The organism is Enterococcus sp. DIV1767, assembly GCF_050542585.1.
Classification (GTDB): Bacteria; Bacillota; Bacilli; order Lactobacillales; family Enterococcaceae; genus Enterococcus_D; species Enterococcus_D innesii.
The window spans coordinates 1,011,885-1,027,545 of sequence record NZ_CP172936.1; the positions used below are offsets into that span (position 1 = coordinate 1,011,885).

19 protein-coding genes are annotated in these 15,661 nt (G+C 41.4%); 13 read left to right on the forward strand and 6 right to left on the reverse strand.

The window, feature by feature from the left end; genetic code table 11:
* The first annotated feature begins 95 nt into the window (after positions 1 to 95).
* Positions 96 to 2,333 (forward strand): GH25 family lysozyme, encoded by a 2,238-nt coding sequence (locus tag IGI78_RS04830; RefSeq protein ID WP_081118428.1) that lies wholly within the window; start codon positions 96 to 98, stop codon positions 2,331 to 2,333.
* Positions 2,334 to 2,400: 67 nt separating this feature from the next.
* Here IGI78_RS04830 and pnpS read toward each other — a convergent pair whose 3' ends face one another.
* Both pnpS and IGI78_RS04840 read right to left on the reverse strand, forming a co-directional pair.
* Positions 2,401 to 4,131 carry a two-component system histidine kinase PnpS gene (gene pnpS / locus IGI78_RS04835; protein WP_081118429.1) on the reverse strand — a complete coding sequence of 577 codons (1,731 nt, stop codon included), beginning with the start codon at positions 4,129 to 4,131 and terminating at the stop codon, positions 2,401 to 2,403.
* Positions 4,131 to 4,835 carry a response regulator transcription factor gene (locus IGI78_RS04840; RefSeq protein ID WP_081118430.1) on the reverse strand — a complete coding sequence of 235 codons (705 nt, stop codon included), beginning with the start codon at positions 4,833 to 4,835 and terminating at the stop codon, positions 4,131 to 4,133. The genes pnpS and IGI78_RS04840 overlap by 1 nt, the downstream gene beginning before the upstream one ends.
* A 150-nt stretch (positions 4,836 to 4,985) precedes the next feature.
* On the opposite strand from IGI78_RS04840, the gene IGI78_RS04845 reads away from it, so the two are divergent.
* The 4 genes from IGI78_RS04845 (at position 4,986) to IGI78_RS04860 (ending at position 7,771) form a co-directional block, all read left to right on the forward strand.
* A complete protein-coding gene (locus IGI78_RS04845) occupies positions 4,986 to 5,459 on the forward strand; it encodes a DUF523 domain-containing protein (protein ID WP_077453503.1) in 474 nt (157 codons plus the stop codon).
* On the forward strand, positions 5,449 to 5,787 hold the full coding sequence (locus tag IGI78_RS04850; protein WP_430618539.1) for a putative DNA-binding protein: 339 nt from the start codon (positions 5,449 to 5,451) through the stop codon (positions 5,785 to 5,787). Before IGI78_RS04845 ends, IGI78_RS04850 begins: the two co-directional genes overlap by 11 nt.
* A gap of 14 nt (positions 5,788 to 5,801) precedes the next feature.
* The gene (ffh, locus tag IGI78_RS04855) at positions 5,802 to 7,220 is read left to right on the forward strand and encodes a signal recognition particle protein (RefSeq protein ID WP_005228902.1); all 1,419 of its coding nucleotides are present in this window, start codon (positions 5,802 to 5,804) and stop codon (positions 7,218 to 7,220) included.
* Positions 7,221 to 7,570: 350 nt separating this feature from the next.
* Positions 7,571 to 7,771, forward strand: a complete 201-nt coding sequence (locus IGI78_RS04860; RefSeq protein ID WP_081118431.1) for a CsbD family protein — start codon at positions 7,571 to 7,573, stop codon at positions 7,769 to 7,771.
* A gap of 46 nt (positions 7,772 to 7,817) precedes the next feature.
* Here the strand turns inward: IGI78_RS04860 and IGI78_RS04865 are convergent, their stop codons facing one another.
* From IGI78_RS04865 to IGI78_RS04875, 3 genes are read right to left on the reverse strand one after another with little or no spacing between them, the layout of a single operon-like run.
* Positions 7,818 to 8,978, reverse strand: coding sequence for an ABC transporter permease (locus IGI78_RS04865; protein ID WP_081118432.1), 1,161 nt, complete (start codon positions 8,976 to 8,978; stop codon positions 7,818 to 7,820).
* 12 nt (positions 8,979 to 8,990) lie between these two features.
* A complete protein-coding gene (locus IGI78_RS04870) occupies positions 8,991 to 9,872 on the reverse strand; it encodes an ABC transporter ATP-binding protein (protein WP_081118433.1) in 882 nt (293 codons plus the stop codon).
* On the reverse strand, positions 9,869 to 10,255 hold the full coding sequence (locus IGI78_RS04875) for a GntR family transcriptional regulator (RefSeq protein ID WP_170920129.1): 387 nt from the start codon (positions 10,253 to 10,255) through the stop codon (positions 9,869 to 9,871). Before IGI78_RS04875 ends, IGI78_RS04870 begins: the two co-directional genes overlap by 4 nt.
* Before the next feature lie 100 nt (positions 10,256 to 10,355).
* On the opposite strand from IGI78_RS04875, the gene IGI78_RS04880 reads away from it, so the two are divergent.
* Positions 10,356 to 10,925: a DNA-3-methyladenine glycosylase I gene (locus IGI78_RS04880; RefSeq protein ID WP_077453498.1), complete on the forward strand. Its 570-nt coding sequence runs from the start codon at positions 10,356 to 10,358 to the stop codon at positions 10,923 to 10,925.
* Positions 10,926 to 10,938: 13 nt separating this feature from the next.
* A complete protein-coding gene (locus IGI78_RS04885; RefSeq protein WP_081118434.1) occupies positions 10,939 to 11,472 on the forward strand; it encodes a dihydrofolate reductase family protein in 534 nt (177 codons plus the stop codon).
* Positions 11,473 to 11,554: 82 nt separating this feature from the next.
* On the opposite strand, the gene IGI78_RS04890 is transcribed toward IGI78_RS04885, so the two are convergent.
* Positions 11,555 to 12,106, reverse strand: coding sequence for an NADPH-dependent FMN reductase (locus IGI78_RS04890; protein ID WP_016613846.1), 552 nt, complete (start codon positions 12,104 to 12,106; stop codon positions 11,555 to 11,557).
* A 254-nt stretch (positions 12,107 to 12,360) separates the two neighbouring features.
* Here IGI78_RS04890 and rpsP point away from each other — a divergent pair, with 254 nt between their 5' ends.
* From rpsP to trmD, 6 genes are all read left to right on the forward strand, one after another.
* Positions 12,361 to 12,636 carry a 30S ribosomal protein S16 gene (gene rpsP, locus IGI78_RS04895; protein ID WP_005228917.1) on the forward strand — a complete coding sequence of 92 codons (276 nt, stop codon included), beginning with the start codon at positions 12,361 to 12,363 and terminating at the stop codon, positions 12,634 to 12,636.
* Positions 12,637 to 12,647: 11 nt separating this feature from the next.
* Positions 12,648 to 12,893, forward strand: a complete 246-nt coding sequence (locus tag IGI78_RS04900) for a KH domain-containing protein (protein WP_005228918.1) — start codon at positions 12,648 to 12,650, stop codon at positions 12,891 to 12,893.
* Between the two features lie 112 nt (positions 12,894 to 13,005).
* Positions 13,006 to 13,263 (forward strand): hypothetical protein, encoded by a 258-nt coding sequence (locus tag IGI78_RS04905; protein WP_081118435.1) that lies wholly within the window; start codon positions 13,006 to 13,008, stop codon positions 13,261 to 13,263.
* A gap of 87 nt (positions 13,264 to 13,350) precedes the next feature.
* The gene (locus tag IGI78_RS04910) at positions 13,351 to 14,175 is read left to right on the forward strand and encodes a hypothetical protein (protein ID WP_081118436.1); all 825 of its coding nucleotides are present in this window, start codon (positions 13,351 to 13,353) and stop codon (positions 14,173 to 14,175) included.
* 155 nt (positions 14,176 to 14,330) lie between these two features.
* Positions 14,331 to 14,855 (forward strand): ribosome maturation factor RimM, encoded by a 525-nt coding sequence (gene rimM, locus IGI78_RS04915; protein ID WP_081118437.1) that lies wholly within the window; start codon positions 14,331 to 14,333, stop codon positions 14,853 to 14,855.
* Positions 14,845 to 15,591 carry a tRNA (guanosine(37)-N1)-methyltransferase TrmD gene (gene trmD, locus IGI78_RS04920; RefSeq protein WP_077453494.1) on the forward strand — a complete coding sequence of 249 codons (747 nt, stop codon included), beginning with the start codon at positions 14,845 to 14,847 and terminating at the stop codon, positions 15,589 to 15,591. Before rimM ends, trmD begins: the two co-directional genes overlap by 11 nt.
* Positions 15,592 to 15,661: the final 70 nt, after the last annotated feature.

Consider the following 15,661-nt stretch of genomic DNA (forward strand, 5'->3'; position numbering starts at 1 on the left):
AAGGGAAGAACTCCTTCTTTTTTTGTACCTTTTTTTTATTTTTTATGTAAAATAGATAGTGAATATAGATGAATATTCAGTGAAAGGGGAAAAAAATGAAAAGATTTCCAAAAAAAATGTTAATAGCAGCATTGTATGCGGGAACGGCCTTTGTCATTTTTGGCATGCGTGTTGGTTTTGCAGACACAGAATCAACAAGTGAGTCAAAAGAGGCTGCTATTGTTTACTCTGAGACGAATGATGTGACAAGCAGTGACAGCCAAACAATTCGCTCGAATACAGGTGAAACCAGCGAAGACTCAATTGATTCAACGAGTGAGACAACATCATCAAGTAACCGCAGTGAAACGGGCAGTACGACTGTTGATAGCAGTACAGCCGAAAGTGAAGAAAAAAGCCCAGACAATGCTTCGGATTCTGTCTATGATATCAGCTCAGGATTAGACCCAACGTATCGAAGCCGTTCAGATTTGAAAGTCAGCTTAAGCCGTTCGGCACGGTCTGTTTCTAGTGTTCCTTATATTTCAGCAGGAGATCCCTCAACCCCAAAGCAAGACTTTATTGATATTTCCTCCCACAACGGAGAGATCACTGTGGAGCAGTTCAAGTTGATTAAAAGTTATGGCGTTTCTGCAGTGGTGGTGAAATTGACAGAGGCAACTTCTTATCGAAATCCCTTAGCTGCAAGTCAAATCGCAAATGCTAAAGCTGCAGGCCTGATTGTACATGCTTATCACTACAGTTGGTTCACCACTGAGGCACAGGCAAAAGCGGAAGCAGATTATTTTGTAAGCTATGCCAAACAGCTAAACCTGCCGACCTCTGCTTTGATGGTCAATGACATTGAAGAGCCAAACATTAAGAAAAAAGCAGACCATACACAATTGTCAAAAGTTTTTGAAAATAGATTAAAAGAGTTGGGTTATTCAAATACGCATCATTATATAGGTGTGTCGTGGGTCACGGATAACGCGATCGACCCTGTTGCTTTAGGAAAAAACAAAGTTTGGATCGCACAATATCCATACGAACCGCAAAATCAGAAGTATACGGATTATAGTGCATGGCAGTGGACATATAACGTTACATTCCCAGGGATCAATGGCACCTTTGATATGAATTCAGATTATAACAAGTATTTTATCAGTCAAGGACAAGGTGGTGCGATCAATGATGGCCGTTATGCCACCGTTGTAAAAGACAATTATACGATTTGGCAAAATTTTTCTTGGACAAAAAAAGCAGACTCTAAAGCTTATCTGGGTCAGACCCTGCAAATAAAAGTGCGTTATGAGCATATTAACGGTAGCACCTATTATTCGTTATACGACAACCAAGGGAATTGGGTTGGGTACATTAACTCTGGTGGCGTCAAAGTTGCTGATGGTCCTCAAGGGAATTGGCAATCAAAACAAACCTATGTCAAATTTAAAGAGCCAGGAACAATATATCGAGATTTTACGTTTACTAGGACTGCACCGATAACTTCAGATATGGTGAAAAATACCTATAAAGTAACCGGTACCTACCATCACTTTGATGGCACGTATTATGATTCAGTTTATGATTTTTCTGGAAAATGGATTGGGTACATCGCTTCAACGAAATTAGCAGTTCAAACGAATCAAGGCCCCGCATTGGCCGATGGACGCTATGTAACGATCACCAGTGGAAATTACTCGATATGGCAAAATTTTTCATGGAAAGTAAAGGCATCCAGCAAGGATTACTTGAACAAAACAGTTCTAGCGAAATATCGCTATGAACACTTAAATGGCAGTATTTATTATTCACTATATGATCAATCTGGTACATGGTTAGGCTATATGAACGCTAATGGTACCAAAACAGCGAATAATGCAGGTGGAACAGCTATTTCAAGTGGTAAATATGTCACTGTTACAAGTAAAAATTATTCGATTTGGCAAAACTTTTCTTGGAAAGAAAAAAATAAAAGTAGTAATTTTTACGGTCAAACACTCCAAGTAAAAGTATATTATAACCATTTCAATGGAAGTACCTATTCATCATTGTACGATAACAAAGGAACTTGGCTTGGCTATATCAATGCCAATGGAACAAAGGAAGCAAGTAATGCTGCCGGAATAAACCAAAGTTACCATAAAAAAATAACGTTTACTCAGAATTTTCCACTCTGGCAAAATTTCTCTTGGAAGCAAAAAAGTACGGTGACTAATGCCATGAAAGGACAAACTTTCGAAGCGCGCTATGTGTATCGCCACTTTAATGGTAGTAATTACCTGTCAATTTATGATAATAAAGGAACTTGGTTAGGTTACGTTAATGAATCCGCAACAAAAGTTGTTAAGTAAGCATGGTTCCAAAAAAACAGCCGAGAAAATGCCACTAGGCGTTTTCTCGGCTGTTTTTTATCAATAATCATCTTTCTTCATGAAGCGGCAAAGTCACCGTAAAGGTAGAACCAATTTTAGGGAAACTGTCCACCTTGATGCTGCCGCCTAATAATTTGGTATAGTCTTTGACGATAGCCAGTCCGAGTCCAGTGCCACCAGAATTGCGGGCGCGGGCTTTGTCTACCCGATAAAACCGTTCAAAAATTCGTTCTTGATCTTCTTCATCGATGCCGATGCCTTGATCCTGCACTTGAAATAGTAGCTGGTCGTCTTGCTCGGAAAAGGATAATTTGATGGTTCCACCAGGTTTTGAATAGGTGACCGCATTTTCAACTAGATTTTTTACGATGGGCTGCAGCAGCTCTTTTTTGGTAGACAAAATGTAGTGTTCTGGTCCTTCAAATTGAAAGGTCAATTGCTTCTTAGCAGCTGCGGGACCATAAGTTTGAAGGACTTGTTGCAGCAGTTCGGAAAAGTCGATTGGCTGATTGACATACTGGAAAGAATCGCTGTCTTGAGACAATTGGATGATATCTTGTATTAGATTTTTCAAGCGATAGGCATCTTTTTGGATGATCTCTAAGAAGGTCTGCAAGGTTTCAGGATCTTCTTTGGCACCGTCCAACAATGTTTCAGTAAACCCGATCAAGGAAGTTACCGGCGTTTTTAATTCATGGGAAACATTGCCGACAAAATCTTTTTGCATCTTTTCTAATTGTCTGATGCGCGTCAAGTCATAGGAAATACCAATCAACTGGTTTTCTTGGAAACTCCGCAAGGTAACATCCAGGACTTTTGAACGTTCTCCGCTAAGGGTGGTCTCCGCATGGAAAATAGGGGTCTCGTCATTAAATTGATAGATTAACTGGATCAATTGTGTGTCATGAATCACTTCAGTAAAAGGTTGCGGCAAGGTAGGCACAGTTTCCATCCCCAACTGATCTTGCATCGTCGGATTCAACAGCAGCAGTTGATTTTCTTCATTGATGATAAAGACACCGATCATCAATTCACTGAGCAATCCGTAAAGTTGTTGTTCAGATGCTGCATAGGCACGATAGGTCTGGCTCATTTGTTCGCTCAGCTGATTGATCAGTTGATACAACTCATCATGTTCAGGTGTTTCTTGCATAATGATTGCTTGTTGATCGGGCGAGCTGATCATTTTCTTTACGACGGGCAGAATCGTTTGGATCGGACGATTCCGCTGACGCAAGGTATGGAAAATCAGTAGGCTGATCAAGAAACAAAAGACAAGATAGACAATCAAGATCGACTGCTTGATTCCTTGGTTTTTTGCAAAAAAAGCAGCAGTCGGTTCGGCGATTCGTAAGATTTGCGTCAGATTTCCTTCCTCTTTGACAGGGACTGCCACGTAGAGCAATTCTTCATGTAAGGTATCACTTTCCCTCAGAGACTGACCGACGGCGCTTCCGCGCAAAACGGCTTGGACTTCTGGACGATCGGAGCGGTTTTCATGCAGTGTATGATCATAGGTATCGAAAATAATCTGACCTTGATCATCTAACAAAGTGATGCGACTATTGCTATCTTCCACATAGGTATCCGCAAATTGTTCGAGCGCTGCGGTTTGGTTATCTGAGAGATTCAAAAAAACGGTAGCTTTTTCTTGAAGGAAATCCACTTGTTGAGCAATGACTTGTTGACGGTAAAAACTGCTAAGAATTTGCCAGCTTAGAAAAAAAATCAGCAATAGGCCAATCGACCATAAACCATAGCCATAGCGTTTTTTCATTAGACTGGCTCCTGAAATTTATACCCGAATCCCCGAACCGTTACTAAGTATTCCGGCCGTTTTGGATCAGCTTCCAATTTTTCTCTTAAATGACTGATGTGAACATCCACGATGCGACTTTGTCCATCAAAGTCGAAGTTCCAAATGCGATTGAGCAAGGTATCGCGATCGATCACGCGGCCTTTTCGTTTCATAAAGTAAACTAGCAGCTCGAATTCTTTTGGCGTTAGGAAGATTTTCTCACCATCCACACTGACTTGGAAATTCGTCAGGTCTGCTTGGATCCCACCGACTTGCAGAATCTCTGCAGGTTGATCTTCTTCTCGTGTTTGTTGACGGGGTTCTAAACGACGGAAGATAGCTTTCATTCGAGCCAATACTTCTCGAGGGCTGAAAGGCTTCGTCAAATAGTCATCGGCGCCGATTTCTAAGCCTAAGATCCGATCGATTGGATCATCTTTTGCGGTCAAGACGAGAATCGGGGTCTCGATTTTTTCTTGGCGCAATTTCTTCGTGATCTCGATACCGTCCATATTTGGCAGCATGACATCTAAGATGATAAAGTCAAAAGGCTTAGACAAAGCTAATTCGTAAGCTTTTTTTCCATCTGCGGCTGAGACGACTTGGTAGCCTTCTTTTTCTAAATTAAAGGTTAAAAGTGTGACGATGGAAGGTTCATCATCGACAACGAGAATTTTTTTCATGATACACTCCTTTCGTTTCTTTTTTTCAAGAAACGATTAAATTTCAACGAACAAGTCCTATTTTAGCATGAATAGACAATTGGTACTATTGCAACCACTAAATAAATGCTATAATAAAGGACGATTTCATAGGAAAGCTGAGGGTGCGAAATGATCGGAATCAGTGCGTGTCTAGGCGGTGCACTTTGCCGCTATGATGGAAAACACCAAGCAGTGCCACAATTGATCGAACTGGTAAGAGCAGGTCAAGCCATGATGGTCTGTCCAGAAGTTCTTGGCGGTTTGCCGATCCCACGGGAACCGGCCGAAATCGTCGGTGGTGATGGGGTGGATGTTTGGGCACAACGGGCGAAGGTCGTCACCATCTCAGGAGAAGACGTGACCGAAGAGTTTACTACCGGCGCGAAAATTGCTTATCAAAAATTACAAGAGCAAGGCATCACCCAACTGATCCTAAAGGAGAAAAGTCCCTCTTGTGGCAGTCAGACGATTTATGATGGCAATTTTTCTGGAATCAAAAAAACAGGGGTCGGTGTCGCTTGTGCGTATTTTCGACAACAAGGCATGACTGTTTTGTCCGATGTCGAATGGCTTGCAAAACAGGAGGAAGCAAATGGAAATTGAAAAGACCAATCGCATGAATGCGTTGTTTGAGTTTTATTCCACGTTATTGACGGAAAAACAGATGAATTACATGGAATTGTATTACGCAGATGATTTTTCTCTAGGAGAAATCGCTGAAGAGTATCAAGTAAGCCGTCAAGCAGTTTATGACAACATCAAACGCACCGAACGTATTTTAGAAGACTATGAAAAAAAACTACATATGTTTTCGGACTATATCATGCGGGAAGACTTGCTGGATCAGCTAAGAGAGTATACGAAAACTCACTATCCAAAAGACGAAACCTTACAGGGGTTTATTCAACAGCTCCAAGAAATTGAAGAATAAAGGAATGAAAAAAAATGGCATTTGAAAGTTTAACTGAACGCCTCCAGCAGGCAATGAGCAAACTGCGCAGAAAAGGAAAAGTATCTGAAGCAGATGTAAAAGAAATGATGCGTGAGATTCGTCTAGCTTTATTAGAAGCCGACGTCAATCTCCAGGTTGTAAAAGAGTTTACCAAAAATGTTCGTGAACGGGCAGTTGGGGTAGAAGTATTAGAAAGCTTATCTCCAGCGCAACAGATCGTTAAAATCGTTGATGAAGAATTAACTAAAACATTAGGATCTGAAACAGTTGGTATCGAAAAATCACCGAAGATTCCAACGATCATCATGATGGCTGGTCTGCAAGGGGCAGGGAAAACCACCTTTGCTGGAAAATTAGCCAACCATTTGATCAAAACCGAAAACGCACGTCCATTAATGATCGCTGGTGACGTGTATCGTCCAGCCGCGATCGACCAGTTGAAAGTATTAGGACAGCAATTGGATGTACCTGTTTTTGATATGGGAACAGATGTCAGTCCAGTTGAAATTGTGCGTCAAGGACTGGCTTTGGCTCGGGAAAAGAAAAATGACTATGTTTTGATCGATACGGCAGGTCGTTTGCATATCGATGAAAACTTGATGGAAGAGCTAAAACAAATCAAGGACCTGGCACAGCCAAATGAAATTTTACTGGTAGTTGATGCGATGACCGGACAAGATGCTGTCAACGTGGCAGAAAGCTTTAATCAACAACTGGGGATTACAGGGGTGGTCATCACCAAACTAGATGGTGATACTCGTGGCGGGGCGGCATTGTCGATTCGTCAAGTTACTGGCGCTCCAATCAAGTTCACTGGTACCGGTGAAAAATTGACCGACCTTGAAGTATTCCATCCAGATCGGATGTCTAGTCGGATTCTCGGTATGGGTGATATGCTGACTTTGATCGAAAAAGCACAGCAAGATTACGACGAGAAAAAAGCAGAAGAACTTGCTCAAAAAATGAAGGAAAACTCCTTCGACTTCAATGACTTTGTCGAACAGATCGATCAAGTCATGGGCATGGGCCCAATTGAAGATCTCTTAAAAATGATTCCGGGAATGAGCCAAATGCCTGGTATCGAAAATGTCAAAGTTGATCCGAAACAAATTGCTCGGCAAAAAGCCATGGTTTATTCTATGACACCAGCTGAACGGGAAAATCCAGATTTGTTGAATCCAAGCCGCCGTCGTCGGATTGCCGCCGGTTCTGGAAACAGTGTCGTCGAAGTCAACCGCATGATCAAACAATTCAAAGAATCTCGCAAAATGATGCAGCAAATGAGTAAAGGGAATATGAACATTCCTGGCATGGATCAAATGTTTGGCGGTGGGGTCAAAGGGAAACTTGGAAAAATGGCCATGAACCGCATGGTAAAAAAACAAAAGAAGAAAAAGAAAAAACGCAAATAACAATTCTGATGCTAAAAAGGATTGCGTAAAAGACCTGATTAGCGAAGGATTCCAAAAGACATGACCGAAAAAAGGCGCTCAGAGAAACCTCCTTGCTAGAATCAGCAAGAACAGCTTCTCGAATCAAAGCCTTCGACGGTCCTGTTTTTTTATGCAAGCAATGTTTTTTATGGCCTCCTAAAAGGGGAAGCACTTTTTATCGTGTGAGTATGATATCTATGAAAGGCCAAAAATTTTCCACGATTCAAAAGAAACTAGCACCTGTAAAAATAGTAGAAGCAGAACATTCGTGCTTTCTGTCAAATGATGCTACTATTAACTTATAGCAAGTATGAAAGGAGTTTTTTACGATGACAAACAAAGATCGCATTGAAGGAAAAGTAACCGAAACAAAAGGGAAACTTACAGGAGATGACTTCGAAGAATTAAAAGGAAAAACCCAAAATAAATATGGGAAAGCCAAAGATAAGGTTGAAGATTTTGCGGATGATGTTTCTCGCAAAGTAAATGACTTCTTTGACAAAAAAGACGACGACAAACCTAAACATTAAATATAAAAGCGTCCCTACAACAAGAAATTGTTGCCGGGACGCTTTTTTAAATATTGCTGACCTGTTTGTTTTTTCGTTTGTACCACCAATTCATCAGTGCTTTAGGATAGACAAGCAACAAACTGATGAATAAGCAAGCAACCAGCAACAAACCAAGCCGGAGGGCGATATTCCAAAGACTGACATCATATCCTTCGTAAAGATCACGGTAAAAAATTTCTAACGGGTAATAAGATATCATGGATAGATAGAACCAGGTTCCCAAAGAAAGCAGCCAATAAACCGGGGCGCGCAATTTAGGGATCGTTAAATAATCACCATCATTTTCTAAAGAAATTTTCGAGAACACTTTTTCGGCAGCAAGAATCAGCAAGCCGCTCAAGCCGAGGTAAAGGAGCAGCAGCCACCAAGGGTAGACATATCCTTGCGGCCAATCGATCCACGTTTGAAAAGGAAGCAGAAAATCCCCATGACCAAGAAACACAAAACTAAAAAACTCGCGGGTACATTGGAAAAAGCTATACCCCATTGATCCTAGAGAAATAGTGAAGAACACCGATAGCAGGCCAGTAAACAAATTCCCCAGCAAAACGCCCAACAGGAGGCCTGTAGCAAATACGAGCAGATTCGTTGCCAAGGTACTAAGGGCAGAAAGCAGCACGTCTTGAAGCGGCACAGCGAGATAGCGAGCTGGAATCATCGTGTATTCGATCAGGATATGACCTAACAGACCCAACACTAAACAAGCCGTCAAGGGTAAGCCGATAAAAAGCACTTTCTTGCGAAAGACCTGCTTTCTGCTAAAGGGTAAAGCAAATAAAAAGCGATTGAAATGGGTGCGGCCATCGACAAAAAAGGACAAAAAGCCTATAAGAAACAGAAAGACAATCACAAATTGGTTCATGGTAGTCATATAAGGGTGATTGTAATAAATCTCATCAGAGTACTCTTTGTTGATCGTCAATGCCGCATCGCGGTACTCTGCCGCCGAATCAAAGTAAACCGGGGTTTCACCGTTGTAGCTTTTGACATAGTACTCTCGATTTTCGTTGAAATCTTTGATAAATTCTTCAGATGCCAAATAGCGTTCTTGCTGATGCCAGGCTTTTTGTGATTGCCAGCCAGCACTAAGATACATGAAGAGCACGACAAAGCAAAAGCCGATCAATAGCTTGCCGTAGCGTTCTTTAAATAAATTGCTTAACATCGTTTTCCACCTCTATCCTTCCACCAATGCTTCTTGTCGTAAATTTGCTTCAAACAGATCTTCCAAAGTCAAAGGTAATTCTTCAAAAACCAAAGGATCAAGTTGCTGAATCTCAGCCGCCAGCTCCTCTGTGTAATTGTCAAATAAAGCGGTCAAGACTCGGCCTTGCTTTTGAATCAGCTTGGAGTGCTGCTTGATAAGGGGAGGAATCTGTTTGCTGCGAAAGACGAGTTGGAGTTTGCGAGATTGTTCGCGAATCGTTTCCAAACGGTAGTCTCCTTCAATCGTTTTCCCTTTGATCAACAAGGCACGATCAATAATATGTTCTAATTCATTTAGATTATGAGAAGCGATCAATGCGGTACGATTCGATTCGCTGAGGCTTTCCAGCAATAGTCCGATCACTTTTTTACGGACGATCACATCAAGCCCATCAAAAGGTTCATCTAAAAGTAAGAACGTCGCATTTGAGGCAATCGCAAGAATCATTTTATAAAGACCTTGCATACCTTTTGACATCCGTCGGTAGGAAAGCGTCAGAGGAAGACCGTGACTTTGCATCAATTCTAAATAAAGATTTTGATCGAAATTTGGATAAGCAAGCCGATAAAATTGATTGAGCTTTTTCAAAGAGTAGGCCGAAAGAAAGTTTTCTTTTTCATCAATATAAAAAAGTTGTTCTTTTAATTGCGGGTACTGATCTAGGCGTTGGTTATCGATCGAAATTTCGCCATCATCTAATAAATAATGTCCAGCGATCGTTCGAAACAACGTGGTTTTCCCAGAACCATTGCGGCCGATCAATCCTACGATTTCTCCTTTTTCCAAGGAGAAGTTCACGTTTTCTATGATAGTTGTTTGCTCCATTTTCTTGGTCACATGTTCGATCTTCACTGTGGGTCGCCTCCTAACTCTTGTTCAAAGCCATTCATCCAATCGGTCAACTCGCGTATGCTGATCTGTAAATGGCGTGCTTCAATCATCAATTCTTTCAAACGTTCTTTCACTTGTAAGATCCGAATCTCATCGCGAGGCAAGTCCTCGGTGACTTTCACAAAAGTGCCTTTTCCTTTGATGGTGACAAGGACTTGCTCATTTTCCAATACTTTGTAAGCTTTGCTGACGGTATTTGGATTCATCAACAGGTGCTTGGCCATTTCACGAACTGAAGGCACTTGGTCTCCGGCGGTTAGAACACCGTTCAGAATATCTTCTTTGATACTTAAAACCAATTGCTCATAATAAGGTTTGCTGCTGGCTTTGTTAATGCGAACCACAAAATCAGCTCCTTTCATTTATGTGTACTAGTATACGTAGTACACTAGTGGAAGTAAAGTCTTTTATGATAAAATAAGCAAAAAGGAGCTGATGAGAACAATGAAGCGATGTGAGTGGGCCAACAGTACGCCAGCAATGCAAGAGTATCATGATTCGGTCTGGGGAAAACCTGAGTATGAGGATCAGCAGTTATTTCGAAAACTGGTGTTAGATATGAATCAAGCAGGATTGAGCTGGCAAACGATTTTAAATAAAATGGCAAATTTTGATGCGGCATATGATCAGTTTGAAATCACCAAAGTAGCGAACTATACGGAAGAAAAAGTGGAAGAGCTGATGATGAATCCAGGAATCATTCGCAATCGACGAAAGATTGAAGCAGCGATCATCAATGCCCAAGAAGTTTTAAAAATCCAGCAAGAATACGGCAGTTTCTCTGCATTCTTGTGGCGATATGTCAATCATGAGCCGATCATCAATGAATTTCAGCAGCAATCCGATGTACCAACCCATTCGGAAATCTCCGATCAGCTAGCAAAAGACTTGAAAAAGCGAGGCTTTAAATTTGTCGGAACGACAACTATTTACGCCTTTATGGAAGCGGTTGGTATGGTCAACGATCACTTAGTTACTTGTGTTTGTCGAAGGTCAGAAGCAATCGTAAAATAAAGGAGTGAGATTAATGGGAAAAGTGATATTTTATGGTGCAATCAGCCTAGATGGCTATTTAGCAGGGCTAGAGGATCAACTGGACTGGCTGTTTCAAACCGACACCGGTGTTGCAACGACCTATGAAGCATTTTTTGCGACTATCGACACGACCGTGATGGGAAGAAAAACCTATCAAGAAGCGAAAAAACTGATGGATGAGGGACCGTTGTATCCTGAAACGACAAATTATGTTTTTTCCCATACCCGAAAAGAACCGCTGCCGGATGCAACCTTAGTGGCATCGGATCCAGTTGCATTTGTTTCAGCATTGAAACAAGAGAAAAACGTATGGGTAGTGGGTGGGGGTTCCCTATTAAAACCCTTACTAGAAGCGGATCTGATTGATGAATGGTTTATTCAAATCGCGCCGGTGCTTTTAGGAGAGGGCAAGCCACTGTTTGAAGCAGGGGATTACGCGAGGCGCTTGACGTTTGTTGAAACAAAACAGATGGGGGAACTGACAGAACTTCATTATGTTCGAAAAGCTGAGCAAGCAAGCGAGTAAAAAATACAAACTATTTTTCTACGCAAAAAAGACCAAGAAACTCAACGCTGAGTTCCTTGGTCTTTTGATACAGATTCATGGATTAGTTGAATCGTTGAAAGAGTTCAATATATTTTGCAATGATCGTTTCAAAGAAGCTTACTGTATCTGGATTGATTTCGTTGTTTTCATCAATCAAGTTGGTGATTCCACCGATATAGGCTTCTGGTTGTTGCAGAGTAGGCATATCCAAAAAGACTAATGATTGACGTAGGTGATGGTTTGCACCAAAGCCGGCGATCGCTCCTGGAGAAACGCTGACGACTAATGCTGGTTTACCACCCCAGCTGCTCGCACCATAAGGACGAGAACCGACATCCAAAGCATTTTTCAACGCTGCAGGAACAGAGCGATTGTATTCTGGTGTAAAGAAGAAGACACCATCAACGGCGCTTAATGCTTCACGAAATGCTGTCCATTCAGCAGGAACTTTTCCTTCAACTTCCAAATCTTCATTGTAAAATGGCAAGTTGCCGATCTCAATGAAAGATGCTTCAAAACCTTCTGGTAATAATGATGCGAATTTTTTCGCTACGAGTTTATTAAATGATCCTTCCCGTAAACTGCCGACGATAAAACCAATTTTTTTTGTCATGTAAAATTCCTCCTTGTTGTTTTCTACTCTTTTAGCTTACCAAAAGTAAGTGAATGGTGCAAATAAAACGATTTGACTTTAAAAAGTTTCTCTATCACTAATGATACGCGTCCTGATCCATTCTGGCAAAAGATAACCATGCTCAGAAAATAAGAAAGAAGAAACTTTTTTTAGCTGTAAAGAAAAAACTCTTTACACCACCAGAAAAACCTGTTAAACTAGCTCTTGTGATTAAATCAATGGAGGTGTAAATAATGGCAGTAAAAATTCGTTTAAAACGCATGGGTTCTAAAAAGAAACCTTTTTACCGTATCGTCGTAGCAGATTCACGTTCTCCTCGTGACGGACGTTTCATCGAAACAGTTGGTACTTACAATCCTTTACTAGACCCAGCTGAAGTAACAATCAAAGAAGATCTAGTTCTTGATTGGTTATCTAAAGGTGCGCAACCTTCAGATACAGTTCGTAACATCCTTTCTAAAGAAGGCGTTATGAAAAAACACCACGAAGCAAAATTCACTAAGAAATAAGGTGACTTTGGATGAAAGATTTGCAAGAATTAGTCTTAACGATCGTTTCACCACTTGTTACCAAACCTGAGGATATCAAGCTTGAGCTGGTAGAGTCAGATGATTTCTTGGAATATAATCTTACTGTGGCACCAGAAGATATTGGTCGTATCATCGGTAAACAAGGTCGGGTTGCCAAAGCAATTCGAACGATCGTTTACAGTGTACGGACAAATGGACCAAAGAAAGTTCGTTTGAATATCATTGATGGTAAATAAGCAAGAATGAAAAGCATTTCTCTTTGAGGAATGCTTTTTTTGTAAAATTCATGCTTAAGATGGAGGACAAAAAAAGGTGGTTTTGAGATAATCAAAAGAAGGAGGTGCTTGTATGTCTCAACTAATCGCATGGATCGTCGTTCTTTTGATTCTCGTATTTATTTATAAAATTGGTTCTTTTCTTTGGCGAACGCTAGGGATCTTGTTGTTGCTCTTTTTAATTTGGGTCTATCGTGAGGAGATCATGACGCAATTAAACCAATGGACACAAAACTTTCGTTGGGGCGACCTATCAACGATCGCCAATCAAGTTTGGCAATGGTTCAAGGATGGCTTTCAATCACTGCAAAATTGGGTGACAAATCTTTAAAAAATCAACAAAAAAAATGACAGACAATCTGACTTGTTTGTCATTTTTTTTATTGAGGGGTATCCTTTGTATAAGGAGGGGAACATCATGAAAAAAGAACTAGGATTATTCGTTACGCTGCTGACGATGGGCGCCTTAGCTGGCTGCAATAATCAACAGGAACCAGAAACAAGTCAAGCCAGTAGTGCCGAAACAACAGCGACGAGTATGGTGGAAAGTACCCAAACGCAAGCAAGTAGTCAATCAGAAACCAGTCAATCAAGTACGTCTTCTAGTCAGGCGGCTTCTAGGGATTCTTCAAACACGAATAGTACTGCAGATATCTACGCTCAAATACAAGCGGTATTCCCTGATCTTGTCTTACCCAAGGACATTCCACTTGCTTCAGGTAAAGTGTTGAATGCAGCCACAGCTGGCAGCCAAGCCGATGCCTCAATTCTTTATTATGGACTTGATCAGCAGTTGCCTCTCAATGACAAGGCTTTGAACGAGGAAACACCGATTGCTGCTTTTCAATCAAAAGAGTATCAATCAGCGGATGAAGCTGCCGCAGCGGTCAATGTAACAGCTGATGATGGCGGACAAGCCGTTGATCTCGGATATGGGATTACTGGGCATATGCAAGGAGCTGCTGGCTCCAGTTATTTGAGCTGGCAAGAAGGAAATTGGTCATTGACTGTTCGAGCAGTCAACCAAGAAGAACAAGATCCTGTGCCGGTTGCCAAAGAAGTGGTGGCGTATCTGGAAGAAGCTATGCTCCCAGCGCCTGAGGTCGGTCAAATCACTATCGATATGGGAAAAAATGACCATACAGCAACTACCGTGGTCTGGCAACAAGAAAAGACCCTTCGAACGGTGCAACATCAAGATGCACGTTCGGCATTGAAGATGGCCGTTTCTATGAATCAATAAAGCTTATATTAGGACAATGCCCCTTTGATCAAGCGTCGAAGGGGCGTTTTTCGCGCGATGATTTTGAGGAAAACATGGGGCGCTAGGAAACGGCTAGAATTCGCTACTTTGCTATGCTAAAATAGAACAGAAGTTAGAAGAAATGGGGAACGAACGTGACAGAATATTTAAACGTAGGGAAAATCGTCAATACACATGGGATCCGTGGAGAAGTACGAGTGATATCGCAAACGGATTTTCCAGAAGAACGCTACCGTAAAGGGGCTGAATTGACACTTTTTCGTGAAAATAAAGAGCCATTACCATTGATCGTTTCAGGTCATCGCAAACACAAAAATTTTGATTTGTTAACATTTGAAGGCTATCCCAACATCAACGACGTTGAACCGTTTCGTAACGGCATTTTAAAAGTTACCAAGGATGATTTGGTGGATCTAGCAGAAAATGAGTTTTACTACCATGAAATTATTGGTCTGGAAGTCGTCGAAGAAGATGGCACAATCATTGGTAAAGTAAAAGAGATCCTTTCACCAGGTGCCAATGACGTTTGGGTCGTTCAACGAAAAGGGAAGAAGGATGCCTTGATTCCTTATATCGAGTCGGTTGTCCACACGATCGATCTTGAAAATGGTCAGGTCACTGTGGAAATCCCAGAGGGGTTGTTAGACGATGAGAATTGATGTGTTGACACTATTTCCGCGAATGTTCGAAGGTCCTCTAGGAGAATCGATCATCGGCAAAGCACGGGAAAAGGGACTGTTAGAAATCAATGTCTCTAATTTCCGTGACTATTCCGATAACAAACATCAAACAGTGGATGACTATCCTTATGGTGGCGGAGCAGGAATGTTATTAAAAGTCCAACCTGTCTATGACAATATCAAAGCGATCGAAGCAGCGGCACCAGAAACGAAAAAGCGGGTGATCCTATTAGACCCAGCGGGAAAACCCTTTGATCAAAAGATGGCGGAAGAATTCTCTACCGAAGAGCACCTTGTTTTTATTTGCGGTCACTATGAAGGCTATGATGAACGAATCCGTTCATTGGTCACTGATGAAGTGTCACTGGGGGATTACGTCTTGACTGGTGGCGAATTGGGGGCAATGGTCATGATCGATGCGACAGTCAGGCTATTACCAGAAGTTTTAGGCAATCAAACCTCCGCACAAACCGATTCTCATTCCACTGGTTTATTAGAACATCCGCAATATACACGTCCGGCAGCGTTCAAAGGCATGAAAGTGCCGGAAGTTTTGATGAATGGCAATCATAAATTGATCGAGCAGTGGCAATTAAAAGAATCATTGCGCCGAACGTATCAGCGCCGACCTGATATGCTAGAAAATTATCCGTTGACGGCAGAAATGCAGAAACTTTTAAAAGAAATTGAAGAAGAAGCGAAAGCTGGCAACTAAAATAGTGCCAGTTTTTTTTATATTCTGCGCCATGACAAGAAAATTCTCTTTACAGCCTATGGTCGACTGT